This window comes from Paenibacillus sp. FSL R5-0749 (assembly GCF_038595085.1).
Lineage (GTDB): Bacteria > Bacillota > Bacilli > Paenibacillales > Paenibacillaceae > Paenibacillus.
This window is the reverse complement of the sequence record NZ_CP152005.1, coordinates 2,664,619-2,681,324: the sequence shown is the minus strand read 5'-3', so window position 1 is coordinate 2,681,324 and position 16,706 is coordinate 2,664,619. Positions and strand designations below refer to the sequence as shown.

13 protein-coding genes are annotated in these 16,706 nt (G+C 46.4%); 1 reads left to right on the top strand and 12 read right to left on the bottom strand.

What is annotated here, in order from left to right; translation table 11 throughout:
- Positions 1–12: 12 nt before the first annotated feature.
- Both MKY85_RS12150 and MKY85_RS12145 read right to left on the bottom strand, forming a co-directional pair.
- Complete coding sequence (locus tag MKY85_RS12150) at positions 13–1,833, bottom strand: histidine kinase (RefSeq protein WP_342572687.1); 1,821 nt, start codon at positions 1,831–1,833, stop codon at positions 13–15.
- A 197-nt stretch (positions 1,834–2,030) separates the two neighbouring features.
- Positions 2,031–2,798 (bottom strand): helix-turn-helix transcriptional regulator, encoded by a 768-nt coding sequence (locus MKY85_RS12145; RefSeq protein WP_342572686.1) that lies wholly within the window; start codon positions 2,796–2,798, stop codon positions 2,031–2,033.
- Between the two features lie 151 nt (positions 2,799–2,949).
- Here MKY85_RS12145 and MKY85_RS12140 point away from each other — a divergent pair, with 151 nt between their 5' ends.
- Entirely contained in the window at positions 2,950–5,226 is a 2,277-nt protein-coding gene (locus MKY85_RS12140) for an FAD-dependent oxidoreductase (RefSeq protein ID WP_342572685.1), read from the top strand.
- 171 nt (positions 5,227–5,397) lie between these two features.
- On the opposite strand, the gene MKY85_RS12135 is transcribed toward MKY85_RS12140, so the two are convergent.
- The 10 genes from MKY85_RS12135 to MKY85_RS12090 form a co-directional block, all read right to left on the bottom strand.
- Positions 5,398–6,468 (bottom strand): glycoside hydrolase family 88 protein, encoded by a 1,071-nt coding sequence (locus MKY85_RS12135; RefSeq protein WP_339241888.1) that lies wholly within the window; start codon positions 6,466–6,468, stop codon positions 5,398–5,400.
- Positions 6,469–6,502: 34 nt separating this feature from the next.
- Positions 6,503–9,058: a hypothetical protein gene (locus MKY85_RS12130; RefSeq protein ID WP_342572684.1), complete on the bottom strand. Its 2,556-nt coding sequence runs from the start codon at positions 9,056–9,058 to the stop codon at positions 6,503–6,505.
- Positions 9,059–9,063: 5 nt separating this feature from the next.
- Entirely contained in the window at positions 9,064–9,888 is an 825-nt protein-coding gene (locus tag MKY85_RS12125; protein ID WP_339241884.1) for a carbohydrate ABC transporter permease, read from the bottom strand.
- Positions 9,888–10,793, bottom strand: coding sequence for a sugar ABC transporter permease (locus MKY85_RS12120; RefSeq protein ID WP_339241882.1), 906 nt, complete (start codon positions 10,791–10,793; stop codon positions 9,888–9,890). Before MKY85_RS12120 ends, MKY85_RS12125 begins: the two co-directional genes overlap by 1 nt.
- Positions 10,794–10,885: 92 nt before the next feature.
- Entirely contained in the window at positions 10,886–12,157 is a 1,272-nt protein-coding gene (locus MKY85_RS12115; RefSeq protein WP_342572683.1) for a sugar ABC transporter substrate-binding protein, read from the bottom strand.
- A gap of 22 nt (positions 12,158–12,179) precedes the next feature.
- The gene (locus MKY85_RS12110; RefSeq protein ID WP_339241878.1) at positions 12,180–13,061 is read right to left on the bottom strand and encodes an AraC family transcriptional regulator; all 882 of its coding nucleotides are present in this window, start codon (positions 13,059–13,061) and stop codon (positions 12,180–12,182) included.
- A gap of 234 nt (positions 13,062–13,295) precedes the next feature.
- Positions 13,296–14,102 carry an aminoglycoside phosphotransferase family protein gene (locus MKY85_RS12105; protein ID WP_342572682.1) on the bottom strand — a complete coding sequence of 269 codons (807 nt, stop codon included), beginning with the start codon at positions 14,100–14,102 and terminating at the stop codon, positions 13,296–13,298.
- Between the two features lie 11 nt (positions 14,103–14,113).
- Positions 14,114–14,389 (bottom strand): hypothetical protein, encoded by a 276-nt coding sequence (locus tag MKY85_RS12100; RefSeq protein ID WP_342572681.1) that lies wholly within the window; start codon positions 14,387–14,389, stop codon positions 14,114–14,116.
- A gap of 177 nt (positions 14,390–14,566) precedes the next feature.
- Positions 14,567–15,106, bottom strand: coding sequence for a GNAT family protein (locus MKY85_RS12095; protein WP_342572680.1), 540 nt, complete (start codon positions 15,104–15,106; stop codon positions 14,567–14,569).
- Positions 15,107–15,312: 206 nt separating this feature from the next.
- Complete coding sequence (locus MKY85_RS12090) at positions 15,313–16,500, bottom strand: glycoside hydrolase family 5 protein (protein ID WP_342572679.1); 1,188 nt, start codon at positions 16,498–16,500, stop codon at positions 15,313–15,315.
- Positions 16,501–16,706 lie beyond the last annotated feature (206 nt).

Below are 16,706 nucleotides of genomic sequence, written 5' to 3'. Positions count from 1 at the left end.
CTCTCCAGTGCGCTAGTCTGAACGCTTCTGTACATAAGGTGTCGACAATAAAAAAGGAATGCTGAACCTGACCAACGTCCCCGGCTTGGTATCGATCACTTCAAGTTCACTTTGGCCTTTGAACAGTAATCGCAATCGTTCCCTGAGGTTGGACAGACCAATCCCCGGACGCGTGCGGGTTGTCTGCTGACGCCGGGATTCCTCCATACCAATTCCGTTGTCTGCTACCTCCAGCATCAGCATTCCTGTGTCTTGCCTATATATCCCGATGCGGATCTGTCCAAGTTGCTCCATTGGTCCCACACCATGATGAATGGCATTCTCCACAAGGGGCTGCAAGCTCAGCTTGGGTACCAGCGCATACTCCAGCTTGTCGTCAAAGTCACAAGTCACCTCAAAGCTATCGCGGTAACGAATCCGCTGAATATGAAGGTAGGCTTGAACCAGTTCAATCTCGTCCTTCAGGTATACCAATTCGACCTGTGAATTCAGGCTGACCTCCAGTAGTTTGCCCAAGGAAACACACATCTCGGAGATCTCCTCATTCCCGCTGCGTATCGCACTCCATTTCATTGTATTCAATGTATTCAGGAGAAAGTGCGGATTCATCTGGGCGAGGAGCATGTGAAAATGTACCGCTTCCTTCTGGCGTTCTTCTGCCTTAAGTCTGTTAATCATCTGATTGGCATCATCCAGCATCGTATTGAAGGTACGCGTCAGCTCCAGTACTTCCCCACGACTGCGACCTTCGGGAATACGAATCTTGAGGTTTTTGCGGACAACCTCTCTCATCTTATTCTGTAAGTGCGACAAGGGGCGCGTGAACGTTGCCGAGATCATAAAGGCCATCACTACGAATGCGCCTGTGAAGCCAAAAAAGGTCAAAAAGTAACGCTGTTTAAGCTCAGATATCTCTGTAAACAGAATGGACAGCGGAATGCGATTCACCATATACCAGTCCAGTGATTCAATGTACACGTAGTTAATCAGCGTATCCGAGGCTGGATCAGTCAGATAAGCCTGTGCCGGATGCAAAGCTATTTCACGTGTAACTTCCGGGGACAGCGCCGCTGTTTTGGATGATCTGGCTATGGTCTCTCCACTTCCTGTAATAAGATAATACTCCTGATTAGTTTGTGAATCTTTCAACATCGTTTGGAACCAGTACGAGTAATCAATGCTGATCCGAGCCAATCCGTACCGTTTCCCACCGCTATCTTTCATATAGGCATACAGCGACAACAGATACGGGCTGGAGGATAACTCCCGGAGCACAGGATTGGTATCCCGGGCATCCCAGCGATAGAAAAGTTCTTCCGGTTGAAGCGGGTGCGAGTCTTTACCCCCTTTTGGAATGGATATTTCTCCAAGACGTTCGCGGAATTGCTCCAGATAAGGGCCATAATCCAGTGCTGTTTTTGGCAAATACGAAGTGTAAACGCTATCATAAAAATCTAGCAGAGTGAAGTACACCGAGGGATTATATAGAAAGAAACTGTTGTTAATCATCTTGAACTTTTCTTCCACCAGTGACTTGTTCTCCAGCGGCGTACGACTGTCCGGGGAAGTTAGCACACTTCTTACCGCAGAATCCTGTTCCAGAAAAATGAGCGTTTTGAACGCAATGCTCATCTGGTCCTCCAGAGAGCGGTACATCTGCACCAGCTGCTCATGGCTCTGTTCACTGATTTTCTGCTCAACCAGGGATTCAATCTGCTGATAATTGTAGACATTTAATGCACTGAACGGCAAGAGAATCAACACCACAAATGCACCAAACAGACGGTATCTGAGCCGCTGTGGCAACCAACGCTTCCAGTTTGGCTTCTTCATTCTTATGTGCTCGCTCCCCTGTAATTAATGACCCCATTATAGCACTTGCCTGCCATTTACAGCCGGAGTCGAATGATTTGCATGGATATGTGTTATTCGTTGCTTGTATCCAAGTGAAATGCACAGATATGTTCTATTGGTGAAAGAACGAATGAATCGATGGTTGATTGGTTGGTTGGTTCATTGGAACCCTCATCTCACACTTGATGTCGTCTCCGGTACTCCGAGGGGCTGATTCCTATGGTGGACGAAAATACACGGCTCAGATAAAATCCGTTCTCATATCCACATCTCTCGGCGATCTGCGTAAGGGTCAGACGGCTATCTGCCAGTAAGGCTTTTGCCTTTTTGAGACGAATCGCCTTCAGATAATCGGAGGGTGTCTCTTGAAAGGCCTCCCGGAACCTTCGGGTGAGCTGGACTGGACTCAATGCCAGATGTTCGGCCAACGTTCGCAGGCTAACTGCCTCTCCTGCCCACTCTTCCAACAATGCTGCTGCTTCAGCCATCAGAGCATCCTCCGTGAACTTCGTTTCCATTAGCCTGCTCTGTCTGCGCTCCCATTGATATAGCCGCCACAAATCCAACATCAAATGGGTTTTCCATCCTGTTGAAGCCTCATCGTTGTCCTCACTCGCCTGACGAAGGTAGGCATATGTTGAAGCCAGACGCTTTGTATCATTAATTAGAGATTTTCCAATTGGCGGCAGAAGGTTCTCCCCGTCTGTGGTGTTACAAGAGAACTGCATATAGTGAAACGTCAGCGGGGTTACCGTCTCTCTGCGAAAAGCAACGTGGGGTGGGCACAACACCAGATCAGCAAACCCCGCCTCTCCTGTCAGTCCATCAATCTCGTAACGGAATACTCCCTCTTCAACGGCAAAAACCACCCAAGCATCGTAGATATCTTCTGCGAGCGCAAATGTAGCTTTCTTCTTCCAGTAGATGTGATTAAGAAGCTCCATGACACACCTGCCTTTGTTATGAAATAAAGTATATGCTCGATGATAATATAGTGTATTTGAAAAGTAAATATATAGAACTAATATGAAATTATAGATATGAGATATGAAATTTTGACTAAGCTCATCCATATAAAATGAGAGAGGTGTTCGTATGAAGCATGAACTCGTTAAACCGGATATCACCGTCATCGGGGGCGGGCTTGCTGGCGTATGCGCCGCCATAGCTGCGGCACGACTCGGCCAAAAAGTCGCGTTGGTACAAAATCGTCCTGTACTCGGCGGTAATTCCAGCAGTGAAGTACGCGTATGGGTCTGCGGCGCTACCGCCCACGGGATTAACCGTTATGCCCGTGAGACAGGCATCATGGGGGAACTGTTTGTAGAGAATCAGTATCGTAATCCGGAGGGCAATCCTTATCTCTGGGACTTGGTCATTCTGGAAGCCGTCCGAGCTGAATCCAACATCAGCCTGTATCTGAACACGGATGTCCATGAAGTTGAGGCCACAGGGGATGGCGAAGAACGTATGATCACCTCTGTTACCGGGTGGATGATGGGCTCTGAGCGCAAAATCCGATTTGAGAGTCAGATCTATCTGGACTGTACAGGCGATGGACTGGTTGGTTTTCTGGCAGGTGCCAAGTTTGCACTCGGCCGGGAAGCCCGCAGTGAATATGGGGAAGAATGGGCACCGGAGGTGGCCGACCAGATCACGCTGGGCAGTACACTGCTCTTTTACACCAAGGATACCGGTGCACCCGTCCGTTATATCCCGCCTTCTTTTGCCAAGGATATCACGCAGACGAGTATTCCAATTCGCCGGGTCATTCGCAGCGGGGATTCCGGTTGTCATTACTGGTGGATTGAATGGGGCGGTGAACATGACACTGTTCATGATAATGAACTGATCCGTGATGAGCTATGGTCCGTGATCTATGGGATCTGGGACTACATCAAGAACTCCGGGAAATTCGATGCCGATCATATGACGCTGGAGTGGATCGGTTCTCTTCCTGGCAAAAGGGAGTACCGCCGCTTCACGGGTGACCATGTGCTCACCCAGAACGATATTATCAGCCAGCAGGAGTTCCCGGATGCCGTAGCTTTTGGCGGCTGGTCCATCGACCTGCATCCCCCGCAGGGCATGTATGCCGAAGCGAGCGGCTCGAAGCATATGCATGCCGATGGCGTGTATCACGTGCCGTTCCGCTCGCTGTATTCCGCGAATGTGCGGAATATGCTCATGGCCGGACGTGACATCAGCGCATCACATGTCGCCTTCGGCACAACGCGCGTCATGGCCACATGCGCGGTCATCGGCGAAGCCGCGGGTACGGGCGCAGCGCTCTGCGCGGCCATGGGGGTGTCGCCGCGCGAGTTGTACGCGAGGCATCTGGCGGCGCTGCAGCAGACGTTGCTGCGGCAGGACGCTTCCATCATCGGGGTGCGCAGCCGCGATGAGCTGGATCTAGCACGGCGTGCCAAGGCTTCAGCCTCCAGCACGCTGACGGGCATCGCTCTTGAGCAGCCTGGGGAGACGTACCCGCTGGGTGCGGATGTTGCCCTGCTGCTGCCCGTGCAGCAAATGCTCAGCGGCCTGGAGCTGCTGCTGGATGCATCCAGCGATACCGTGCTGACGGTAGAGCTGTGGGATACGGGGCGTAAGGAGAATTACGTCCCCCATACGTTACAAGTTACGGCAACCGTTAATGTTGCAACGGGAACCAAGCAGTGGGTGAAGCTTCCGCTTGAATGGCAACCGGAAGAACCGCAGAATGCATTTATTATTATCCGGGCGAATGAAGACGTCACCCTCTACCATTCCACGGAGGCACACAGCGGGGTGCTGATTTTCTTCCGAACAGAAGAGAACCATGTGTCCAAAAATCTGGAGGATCATGCCACGGATCAGCCCGTTGTATTATGGTCCATGCAGGGGTTGGCGCGTCAGCCATTCTGCTGTCGTACCCTTTCTGAGACGACGGCCTATTTACCAGAAAACACAGTCAACGGTTACCATCGCCCTTACGGCGGGCCACAGCAGTGGATGTCCCAGCCGATGCAGTCTGGCAAGCCGGAATGGGTGCAACTCACATGGGAAGAGCCTCAAGCCTTGGCTGAACTGCACTTGACCTTTAATGATGATGTGAACGAGGATCTGGTTAATCTGCATCACCATCAGACAACATTCCGCGTCATGCCTGAACTTGTACGTGATTATCGGGTGGAGGTATTGAGTCGGTCTGGGGAGTGGATTGAGATCGTAAGTGCAGCGGAGAACCGCAAAAGGAAAGTCATTCATCGTCTGGATACAGCTGTGCATACACAAGCGCTTAGGGTAAACATTGATACCACCAATGGCAGCAAGTATGCGGAGTTGATCGAGATTCGGGCATATGGGGAGTCAACGTTGACAGGCAAGAGCTAAACGCAAAACACATTAAAATAACCCCCTGGTATTCTTATGAATTCCAGGGGGTTATTCCAATGCCTTTAAAGTAGAGAATATTCATAGGATGATAGAACAAATAAGTGCCCTTTCAAGCAAAGGAGGATACAGGAAACGGTATCCCTATCCTCCACACAAGCCCGACTTATTTTATTCGGTGGCTGGAACCCGCAACCCCTCAATCAGAATAAACAACGTAAGAGCTTGTCCATAGCCCATCGGACTAATCGGTATATCTTTATAGAACTGGGCATCCTGTCCCACAGGGGTCCCGTAGGATACCTGTTGTACAACTCCGTTATCATCAATTTGCCGCAGCACTGCTTCAAGTGCTCTCGTGCCGGTATCGCGATAGGACTCGTCCAAGTATCCGTACCGGATTCCCTTGAGAATCCCGTATCCCATCGCAGCCGTTGCGGAAGTTTCTTGGTAAGAGTGCGGATCATCCAGTACGGTGTGCCACATCCCGTTCTCACTCTGAAGCTTGCTAAGCGCTCTAATTTGAGCGGTCGCTGTATCCAACAGATAGGCCTTCAGCCCATCTTCAATGGGGATGATATTCAGAAAATCCATAACCCCCGCCGTATACCATGCATTGCCTCTTCCCCAGTGAACTGCGCCATAATTATGATTTTCGTTGAAATCCCAGCCGTGATAGAACAGCCCGGTTTGTTTATTGTACAGGTATTTAATATGCACAAGGAATTGCCGCTTGGCTTCTTCCACATAGGCTGTTTTCTTAAAATACACCCCAGCTTTGGCCAGAAATAATACCGTCATAAAAAGGGTGTCGATTAGAATCTGGCCATCGTTGGCGTCTCCTGTGATCATATGCTGGAATGCACCGTCTCCGGTTCGTAACAGTTCGTCCATAATCCAGCTACTCCATTCTTCACAGACACGTTCATATTCCTTGTTTCCGGTCAGTTCGCATAGTGAAATCAACGTAAGCAGCGGAGCACAGGTATTCACATTTTTTTCTGGTAACCCCTCCAGCAGCCTTGCATTGTACCATGATTCGAGAAATTCCAGCACCTCGGCATCCTTCGTTGCTTCATAGAGCTGAAGCAGACCATAAAGGCCGACACCTTGTGGCCATTCCCATAGATGGATGTCGATTAGTCCAATGGGGAACTGTTCGTTGATGCTTGTATTTTTCATCGATTTCATCGCATCGGATACCCTGCTTATTTTCTCCAGAAGCACTTCTTGATTCGGCATGATTGTTTTCACTCCTTAGATTTATTGCTCAGCATCAACGTTTGATGTCCTGTAACTGCAACTGTCCCCTTACGCCATATCCGTCATGTACCATTTCCTCTCCTTGAATAAGAAAAGGCTTGTTCATGCCCCACTGAATGGAACCGTATACCGAGTCGGTCAGGCTAAGCGTCAGGGATGTACTGTCGAAGTGCGGGCTGGAGGAACGAACTGAATTTATAAAATGGCCAAATGATCCAAATTGCAGTTCGTTTCCTGCTCTGATGATCCAGGCATTACGCAATCCAGGAGAAATAAGCTCACGATCTTTTGTCACCCCGTTGGTCTCCATACTCGTCCCGTTGGCTGCATATAGCGCCACATATCCTTTATTCAGACGGGCAAAATACCAGTTCTCATGCTGCACCCATTCTGTGAAAAAGCTCACAGGAAAATAAGTATGTGTCCAATCCGCAGTCTGGTCTGCCGGAATATCAAACATTATCAGAGCGATCCCCTCATGCTGAACAACGTCAGGCAATATCCCGTTTCCAGCCCAAAAGCAAGGTCGGCCATCTCCATGCTTGTATATTTCTGCCGGATGATTCACCCATATCTGCGCTTCAGGAGACAGAGACAGATGGTTGACATGCTCCTGATAACCTGGCTTGCCTGGACGAAAGCGAATGATGGAGGAAAGAGCATATTCCTCTGTCCGATGATGATAGAGCTTGGCGTAACCTCCCTTGCCCTGCTCATTGGCGAACACCAATTGCTGATTTCCCCCAAGCAACAGATGCTCCTGATAAGCTGCTGGTGGAATGTAATCCGATAAACTCAAAGCAACATTGCTGATTGAATAATTGTTAACATTGCCGATACCATAACCGATCCAGCACATGGAAGTCGTTCCCGCTGCATAACTACCCAGCAGTTCCTTCTCATAGCTGCGGCCAAACGTTGTGGACATGACGCCTTGATGCATCTGAACGGTAATATAATAGAATAGCAGGTCCATTGCCTTTTTCGCTTGCTGCCTGAGCTGCTCATTATGGGCAAATTCATAGATATGTAGCAGCCCCACTGCATCAATAGGAATGTATGCACTTGAATTCCATTCTGCCAATCCTTCATCCAAAAAGCGCTCAAACCATAAGCTAAGCCGCTGCTCCGCTTTTTGACGGTGAACTTCACCGGACTCACCACTGTTGCTGAACGTTTCAGTCCCGAACAGTTGTCCGGCTAACAGCTCATTGGTATGGAATAACAGAGCATGGTTCTCACTGAAGAACCACATCACATCATCACCAGGTTCATCAATCCAATATCGATAGCCCAGAATACTTGCTTTTACCCGATCCCAGAACAATTCACTGAACAGACCGCTATTTCGTTCATCTCTCCAGAGACGAAACAGCCCCACCAGATAGAAGTCACTGCAATCCTTTCGTTGCTCGATCCCCTCCACGCCTTCAAGCAACATATTTTCCGCTTCTTGCAGATTGCCATTTGTTTTTAACATGGCTATAGCCGTATGAATGTTACGACTGCCCTTCTCAGCAATACATTGCAGAGCCAGAGATTTGCGTGCTTCCATATCCGTAGCTTGCTGAGCAGCTTCATCATAACTGGTATCGTAGGATTGACAGCCGAACTTCTTCGTCAATGCTACGTTTGAAACTGAAATCGTCAGCGTGAAGTATACGTAATGATGGCCAATTTCGTTGGTGTGTGCCAGAACCAGATCCGTTTCCTTTTCGGCTATGTGTATTGTCTTGTTTTCGGTGCCATCAAAGAAATTGCCATACTGGATATCAACTTCTCTAACGATGTCTGGTAAGGGAAGCGGCAGCTTTAGCTTAATCTGCTCCCCTCTAAAGAGATCCGAAGGAAAATAAGCCTGTTCAAGGGCTTGTTCTGCGTATTTCACATTTTCTGCCAAATGAGGAGCAATAGGCAAGGAAATTTCCAATTCTTCGTCTCCCAGGTATTCCACCGCAAAAGCATACATGGTATCCCGCTCAGCGAGATCCTCCCAGCAGACATAGATCTCATTGATTCCGGCTACAAGTTCAGCTTTGATAACGATTTCCTGCTCCTTGTTACGCATGAGTGGCGCAAAATCCGTTACCACTTCCCCATTCACCCACAATGTCAGACTGCCATAGGTCTTGATCCGCAAAGAGGCGGTATGAGCAGTCGCAGAAATCAACCTTGTCGCGGCGTAACTGCGCAGATGTGTCGGTACAAACCAAAATCCGGATTGCTCCACCCGTGGATTATTCCAGGGAGAATACAGTGTCCACGGCTTCCCGTTTTCTTCTCCAACGAAGCTGTCTCCCGGGCTAGGAAACTCGCTCCATTGGTCAAAAAATCGGTTCACAGGCTGCGTTCTCCTATGTTCTACAAATTCTTTTCTGCATGGATTCTCATGGATGGCAAAGCCATCGATAAGCCAATCATTAATATCTCCCTCCATCGTTGTTGGAACAAAGGCAACAGGCTTCGTATATATGCCACTGATGATCCAATGATTAATGACCTGATGGTGGCCTAATTTCATAGGTTTATAATTCAAGGTATCCGTGCCGTCACGGGTAATATCTGACATTCAACTCATCCTTTCATTCCTGAAGTAATCATACCGCTGACAAAATAACGCTGGAAAACCATAAAAACAATCAGTACCGGAAGCATCGTGATTACGGACATGGCCAGAAGGCTGCCCCAATCTACGTTGTATTCACCAATAAAATTAGAGAGCGCAAGCTGAATCGTATATTTCGATGGATCACTAATAGCAATTAACGGCCATACAAAATCATCCCATCTCCACATGAAGGAGAAGATCGCAAGCACGGCCAGAATCGGCTTCGCTATGGGAAGAATAATGCTCCAGTAAATTTTCCATTCACCGGCTCCATCCATCCGGGCAGCTTCCAGCAGTTCGTCCGGTACGCTTAGCAAGTACTGCCGCATAAGGAACACACCTGTCGGAGTTGCTGCTGGTGGTATAATAATCGCGAGCAGGCTATTATACATCCCAAGTGCACTCAGTACCTTGAAGATAGGGATCATAATGACCTCAATCGGAATCATGAGGGTTGAGATAAAAGCGATTAATATGATCGAGCTTCCGCGGAAGCGGTACTTCGCGAGTGCAAAGCCTGCCATGGAGTTGATCAGCAACAACAGCAGCGTTGAGCTCAAAGTTACGATTGTACTATTCATAAAATACAAGCCAAAATTACCTTTTTTGAATGCCTCCCTGAAATGCTCGAAGGTGACTGGATCGGGCCACAACTTTGGAGGAAAGCTGTACAGATCGCTATTCGTTTTCAGGGCAGAAATTACGACCCACAGAACAGGCAGGAGCCACACTACTGCGGCAACACTTAATATACTGTAAATGACAATTTTGACCATAGGTTTCATTACCATCACGTAGCCCCTCCTTTCGATAGACGGAATTGCAGAGCTGAGAATCCGCCAATAAGGATAAACAGTATCACCGACATGGCGCTGGCTAGCCCAAGCTCCTGCCTGTTAAAGCCAATCTCATAGATATATTGAACAATATAGGTGGTTTCCTTGCCCGGCCCACCGCCTGTAAGCGCAAACATAAGTGGGAAGGCCTTGAACGCGTCAATCAGACATAGCATAACAACGAGTAAGCTGGTAGGCTTCAAAAGTGGGAGGGTAATATAGCGAAATACCTTTGTTCCCGTTGCGCCGTCCAAGCGGGCAGCTTCATAATAATCCGTAGGTATGGCCTGCAAGCCTGCGATAAAAATGACCATGAAAAAGCCTGCACGAGACCAAACCGTTGCGATAATCACAGCCGTATTTGCCCAAAAGGGAGAGGTCAGAAAGCCTACAGGTTCCACACCAACCACCGTTAACAGATGATTCAAGATGCCGAATGAATCTCCAAAAATCCACTTCCAGGTCAAACCTACGATAATGTAAGAAATCATGGTCGGCCAGTAAAATACGGCCCTGAAGAACCCCCGCATTCGTATCTCGCGCGCAAGCAGTAATGCAATGCCTAATGCTGCTGCATAGATTAGCGGGACAACAATTGCTGCATAAATCCCCGTTCGTCCGATGGTCGACCAAAATTCCCGATCCCCTATGATTTTGATATAATTCTCCAGCCCGTTGTACTTCATTGGGTTCAATCCATCGTAGACATGGAAAGAATAATAGAGACCCAATAAAGAGGGAAATACGATAAACGTTCCAAAGATCAGGAGGTTGGGAAGTATAAACAGATAAGGAGCAATAACGAGCTTCCTGTTCTGTTTTGCCAGCGTATTCCTGTTTAATCGTTGTCCTTCACTCATCTGCTTGCCCCTTCCTTATGTGTTCATTCGAAAGGGAGGCTCACAGGAATCGTTAAGCCCCCGTTATGCGAATTGTCGTAATGAATTTAGGTTTATTGACTGCCGATAGCCTCGTTAATCAGTTGGGCTGTTCGATCCAAAGCCTCCTGCGGAGTTGCCTTGTCTGATAGAACGTCCATAATGTTATTTTTCAAATCCGTTGAAATTTTGGATATAAGCGTTTGCTTAGACCAGTCATTCGCGGCAAGAGGTGAACTGTTCTTCAGTTCATCCGAGAAAATTTCAAACATCTCCTTGCCAAATTCATAATTTAATACGGAGCTGTCCTTCCGTGGACTCATAAACAATGATTCCTGATTATATTTGGAATTCACTTCTTTGGAGGTTAAATATTCAATGAATTCTGCTGCCTCCTGCTCATAACCACTGCCTTTGAAAGCCATGAGAAACTTCCCGCCGGGCACGGATGAACGTTGTGTTCCTTTCGGCATATAGGTGACGCCCCATTCAAAATCGGTGATATCCTTGTAATTGCTAATCATCCAGTTGCCAGCCCAGTGGGTAGCTACCGTCCCGGAACGGAACAGGTTGTTCGGGTTCTCCCCTCCGAGCCATACCGATTCAGGCATAATTCCATCTTGATGAAGTTGCTTGAACATCTCCATCGAACGGATTCCGGCTTGACTGTTAATGGCCGCCGCACTGCCATCCTCTGTTAAGATACTTCCACCATTCTGGTACAAAAGAGTGGACCATCTATGCGGAGTGACATCCCATACCATGCCATATCGTGCTCCACCTTTGTCCATAACCTCTTTTAATGCAGCGATATATTCTTCCCACGTCCATACCTGATCGGGTGAAGTAGGTACCTTGACGCCCGCTTTATCAAATAAGGTTTTGTTATAAATAAGTCCATTCGCTGTGACGTCCATAGGCGCAGCCACCAGCTTGTCATTCATAACATAATAAGGTTTAAGAGAGTCGATAAATTGATCCTCGAATTGACTGGCACTGTCCACGTAGGGTGTAAGATCAACCGCCTGATTAGCAAATGATCCGGTATCCGTGACCCGGCTTAGGGCAGGTGGCTTTCCACCCGATAACATTGTTTTTAATTTGGTTTGCATGTCCTTGAAACCAACTTCAATCAGATTGATCTTAACCTTGGTATTCGTCTGCTCATATTCTTTAATGATTTCCTTAATGACTTCTCCTTCTTTCCCATCAGAGAACCACAGAAAATCCAGCGTTGATTGTTTCGAATTAGCATTGTTACCTGTATTTCCGCAAGCAGTCAGCACGATGAGTAACATGACCATTACCAGGCTAGTGATGAGCTTAAACGTTGTTCTTCTCGTCATATCAACATCTCCTTGGAAGGGTTTAATGAATTTTGGCTTCGTTGAGCAATTCATTTTTGCGGAACAACTGTGGCGATACACCCACATACTGTTTAAATGCCCTACTAAAATATACAGGTGTATTAAAGCCTAACGTCTCAGATATGGACAAAATCGGTGCATCTGTAGACAGTAATAATTTTTTGGCCTCTGCAACTCTTTTCCGTATTACATAATTGCTTATGGTATATCCCGTCGTCTCTTTGAAAGAGTGACATATATAGTATTTATTCAAATGGAGTGTTTTGGACAGATCATCCAGTGAAACATTCTCCGTGTAGTTCTGGTTTAAATAATGAAGAACCCGGCTTACACTTGTCTGCTTCTGGGAAGAAAATAAAATAGGATCTGCGGATTGCTCACTTGTCGTTTTCCGGTAAATCCGCAACAACAATTGGGTAAGACTTAATTTGATCATTGTTTTGTGTCCTGTATTTCCTGCATCCATCTCCTCCTTGATCCCCTTAAATATACCTGTGATGTGTTCACGCTCCTCCAGGGACCAATGCACCAGCAATCCATTGGGATGACGGAATATGGACATCAGATTCTCCAATTGACTCACAGCAAGCATGTCCAGTAACAATAATTCCGTAAAATTGACGAAACTTCGCTTGTATACGATTTCTCTTGAAGGATTGATCCGATGGGGCACACCCCCTCTGAATATAAACATATCTCCAGGCAGCGGCTTATATATTCGATCACCGATTAAAAAGGTCGCATCTCCTTGGATAAAATAATGAATCTCATACCCGTTGTGCGTATGAACAGGCCATTCATCCTGAAAGTTATCTGCTTCTGATCGCACGTAAACTTCATTTTCCTGTAAAGCAATATTCGTCGGGGTGTGTATGGTTAGCATCAATAAAGATCTCCCTTCCCAGAATATAAATAGCAATATAGTTTAATAATTTACAATGATAGCGCTTTACAATGAATTGTATCACAGTTATTTCAATCTAATCCGAACAATATTGCTGTATTGTTGATCACAATTGTTGAAAATGATTAGAAAGGAATTCATAGGGAACGGACGTAGACGACAAAAAACCGCTGACAGCCCATAGGCTATCATGCGGTCCATTAGCGTTACTTTTCAAATCCATTCATCCCAATGTTTTTCCAGAAAAATAACTTCTTTCTCGTAGTGGGACAGATGGCCCTCTTCAACCATCTTCAGAAAAGCGACATCTCCGTCAGCCGCACGATTAGCCAATGTCTCACACAAGAAACGAATGCGAGACAACACCCATTGCTTCAAATCCGGCGGTACAGTCACTCCGTATGTGCTCATGAATAATTCAATGCGTTCCTTCCGAACGGTTGCGTGCACTTCACTGCAATAAGGGATAACCTCCTTACCACGCATCTGAGTTTGGGGTGAAAAACTCGCCAGCGGAACGCAAGTATATAATGTATAGGCAATATCCCACAGACGTGGACCCGGACCGACCATATCAAAGTCGATAATCCCCTGTGGCACGCCATCCTTAAATACCACGTTATATAATGCAAAATCGTTATGACACACGACCTCATGTTGCTCCATATCAGAATAGGCATTGCTGGATTGAGCGGCAGTTAGATATGAAACAGTCGCATCATGATAGGTTCTCAAAAGTCTTGCAACTCCCTTAAGCGATTCATCTGACCACATGTACGCTTCAATCTCGGGATAATCATTGCCAGGAACGTGTCCATCAAGATACGAGAGCATTTCTCTTCCTTCCGCATCAACACCAAGATATCGTGGAGCCTGATAAAAGCCTTCTTTTTCAAGATGCACCAGCAGCTCCTGCACATAAGGATCAGGTCTGGAACTCCTGCGAACCGTCTCTCCGATTCTGACAACCTGATTCACATTACCTCCCGATAACACTTCCTCCTGTTCAGCCACTCTCATCCCTCCTAATACTATCTTTCTTGGGTATGGTTGCGATTACGACTCTTCTTATAACTCCCCGGAAATCCCGCGACTAATAGTATAAAACCAACCAAAAACATGAAGTATACGAGTAATCCTGTTGTGTTTTCATTCGTCTGAGCGAACGGAGGTACAGCAGTCCCTCCTGAAGCGTATCCCGCTTCTACTATAGCAACAGATACTCGTATTGAAATTCTCTCCATCGTCGAAATAAACACACTGCCAAGCATGAGGATTACACCCAGAATTTTGTTGATATTGTTCATTTCATGCCTCCTTTTATGATCCGTCCATCATGTTACATCCGCACGATCTACTCCATGTCTTTCGATTCTCCATTCCATATTCCTGCATTTTACATTCAAGTGTTTTCCAACTTCACTCTCATCATAGCAAATAGCGCCGTCATCACTGACGCCGCTGTAGTAAACTCTCTGAATATGTTACGTTGCCACTACATGGTGCAGATCCATATGATGTTCAAAAAAAGGCGATCGTTCCACATGATACAGATCATAGATCTGTTCCTTGGCATTAATGAATTGGTATACATCGGGATACACATCATTGGCTAGTTTCACATAAGGCAGTTTTTCTACCGCTTTTCTGGATCTTATATTTTGCTTTCGAATTTTCATAAATACCGTTTCAATCGCATGTTCCAGAAACAGTTCAACCAAAAAGGCTGATTTCGCTCTTTGGCTGTATCCATTACCAAAATACGGGGCTCCAATCCATGTGGCCAAGAAACCCGTTTGCTGCTCGATATGATACAGATCAATGGTACCGATCGGCTGTCCTGTCTCATTCAAGATCGTTCGGGAAATCACTGTTTTTTGCTCTTCTTCGGCCATCAATTGTTTCGTGAGAAATAGATATTCTTCATACGATTGACATAGATAACGAACGTAAGGCGAAACTGCGGGGTCCATCATCAAACTGTACAATGAATGGCATTCCTGCAAATCACGTTTTTTTAACATTCTGTCTACCACCTAGTCCTTTGAGTTCGCTATATCGAGCAAATTAAGTATATAAAAGGAATTGTGGGATTTGATGAATTCTGTATATGGCTTATGTAAAATGCATTGGGGAATATTGTGGATATCACCTCCCGCAACAAAAAAAACGGCATGTCCCTTTTTCAGGAACACGCCGTTTGCTTGCATAGATTAAGCTAGTTCGTCTATTATTGCATACCTTGCATGATTGCATTAATGATGTTTTGTTGCGTCACGGTATTATTCTGACGGTTAAACAAGGCGAATCCATGTTGACCGTTATGCCCGTTGTCCCAATAAACCGGAACCATTTTGTATTTCTTGGCTTTTGCTGTAACTGCTTTGGCATATGCTGCACGATATACATTGTTGGTTGAATCATACGATGTTTTGTCAATTGAACCGAATTCACCAATCACTACAGGATAGCCTTGAGTGACAAATTTATCGTACACGGACTTGAACTGCGATTCCAAGTAATCCTCTTGTCCCCAAGTAGACTTCTTCGCAGGATTCGTAGCCGTTGCACCCCACTGCGTGATATTACCGTTTTCCTCACCAGCGAAATCCCATGGAGAGTAATAGTGTGCCGAGATCATAATTCTTTTCTGCGAACTAGGAATGGCCGAGGATCTGAAATTATCTGTCGGGAGCACAAAGCCATAATTACCAACGGTGAAGTCAATATTGGTATTCCAGCCTGGAATCAGCAACCATCTGGCATTATTGTTGCCTCCGGTCTGCCTTACCGTGTCCACAAAAATTTGATTGTAGGCGTTCAGATTGGCATAATATGCCGAGTTCGGGTTGCCATAGTTGCCGTCGAATACTTCATTCATTGATTCAAAGATAAGACGATCATTATAGTTGCTGAACTTGGTAGCCACCTGCTGCCACACCTTTTTATACTTTTCTTTAATGGCCGTCTGATTGCCACTATTCACGAGCAACCATCCACCCTGTACAGAATTGTAACCATCGCCGTGAATATTGATGATGACATACAGACCTTCATTGTAGGCATAATCTACAACTTGCTGAATTCGATTCAACCATGCCGCATTAATTGTATAATTGGGAGCGCTTCCAATGTTGTTCAAATAGGAGATGGGAATACGAATCGACTTGAAGCCCGCAGCTTTCACTTTTTGGATCAGCGCCGGAGTCACCGTAGGATTGCCCCAAGCTGTCTCACTCGGTGTGCCATTTATCGCTGCTTCCAACTGATTGCCCAGATTCCAACCTGCACCCATCTCAGCCACCACTTGCGAAGCGTCTGCTGCTGATGCTTTTGGGCTCCATCCGGTAAAGGCCACGGCAGCCACTAACACAAGCGCCAAGCTGCTGATGCTGAATTTCTTCCATTTTTTGAACATAACCATACCTCCGCTTATTCTATTATTTTTAACAAGCAGTGCAGTTAATCTATTGATTCAGATTGAATGATTCGAGAATTCGCGCCTCCTTCCCTATCGATCAAACAAATGAAATTTTCGTCTTTCACCAACATAATAACACATTTATGGAAAATAAAGATATATCTTTATTGCTCTTTTTTGACGATTTACTACAAAATAATCCA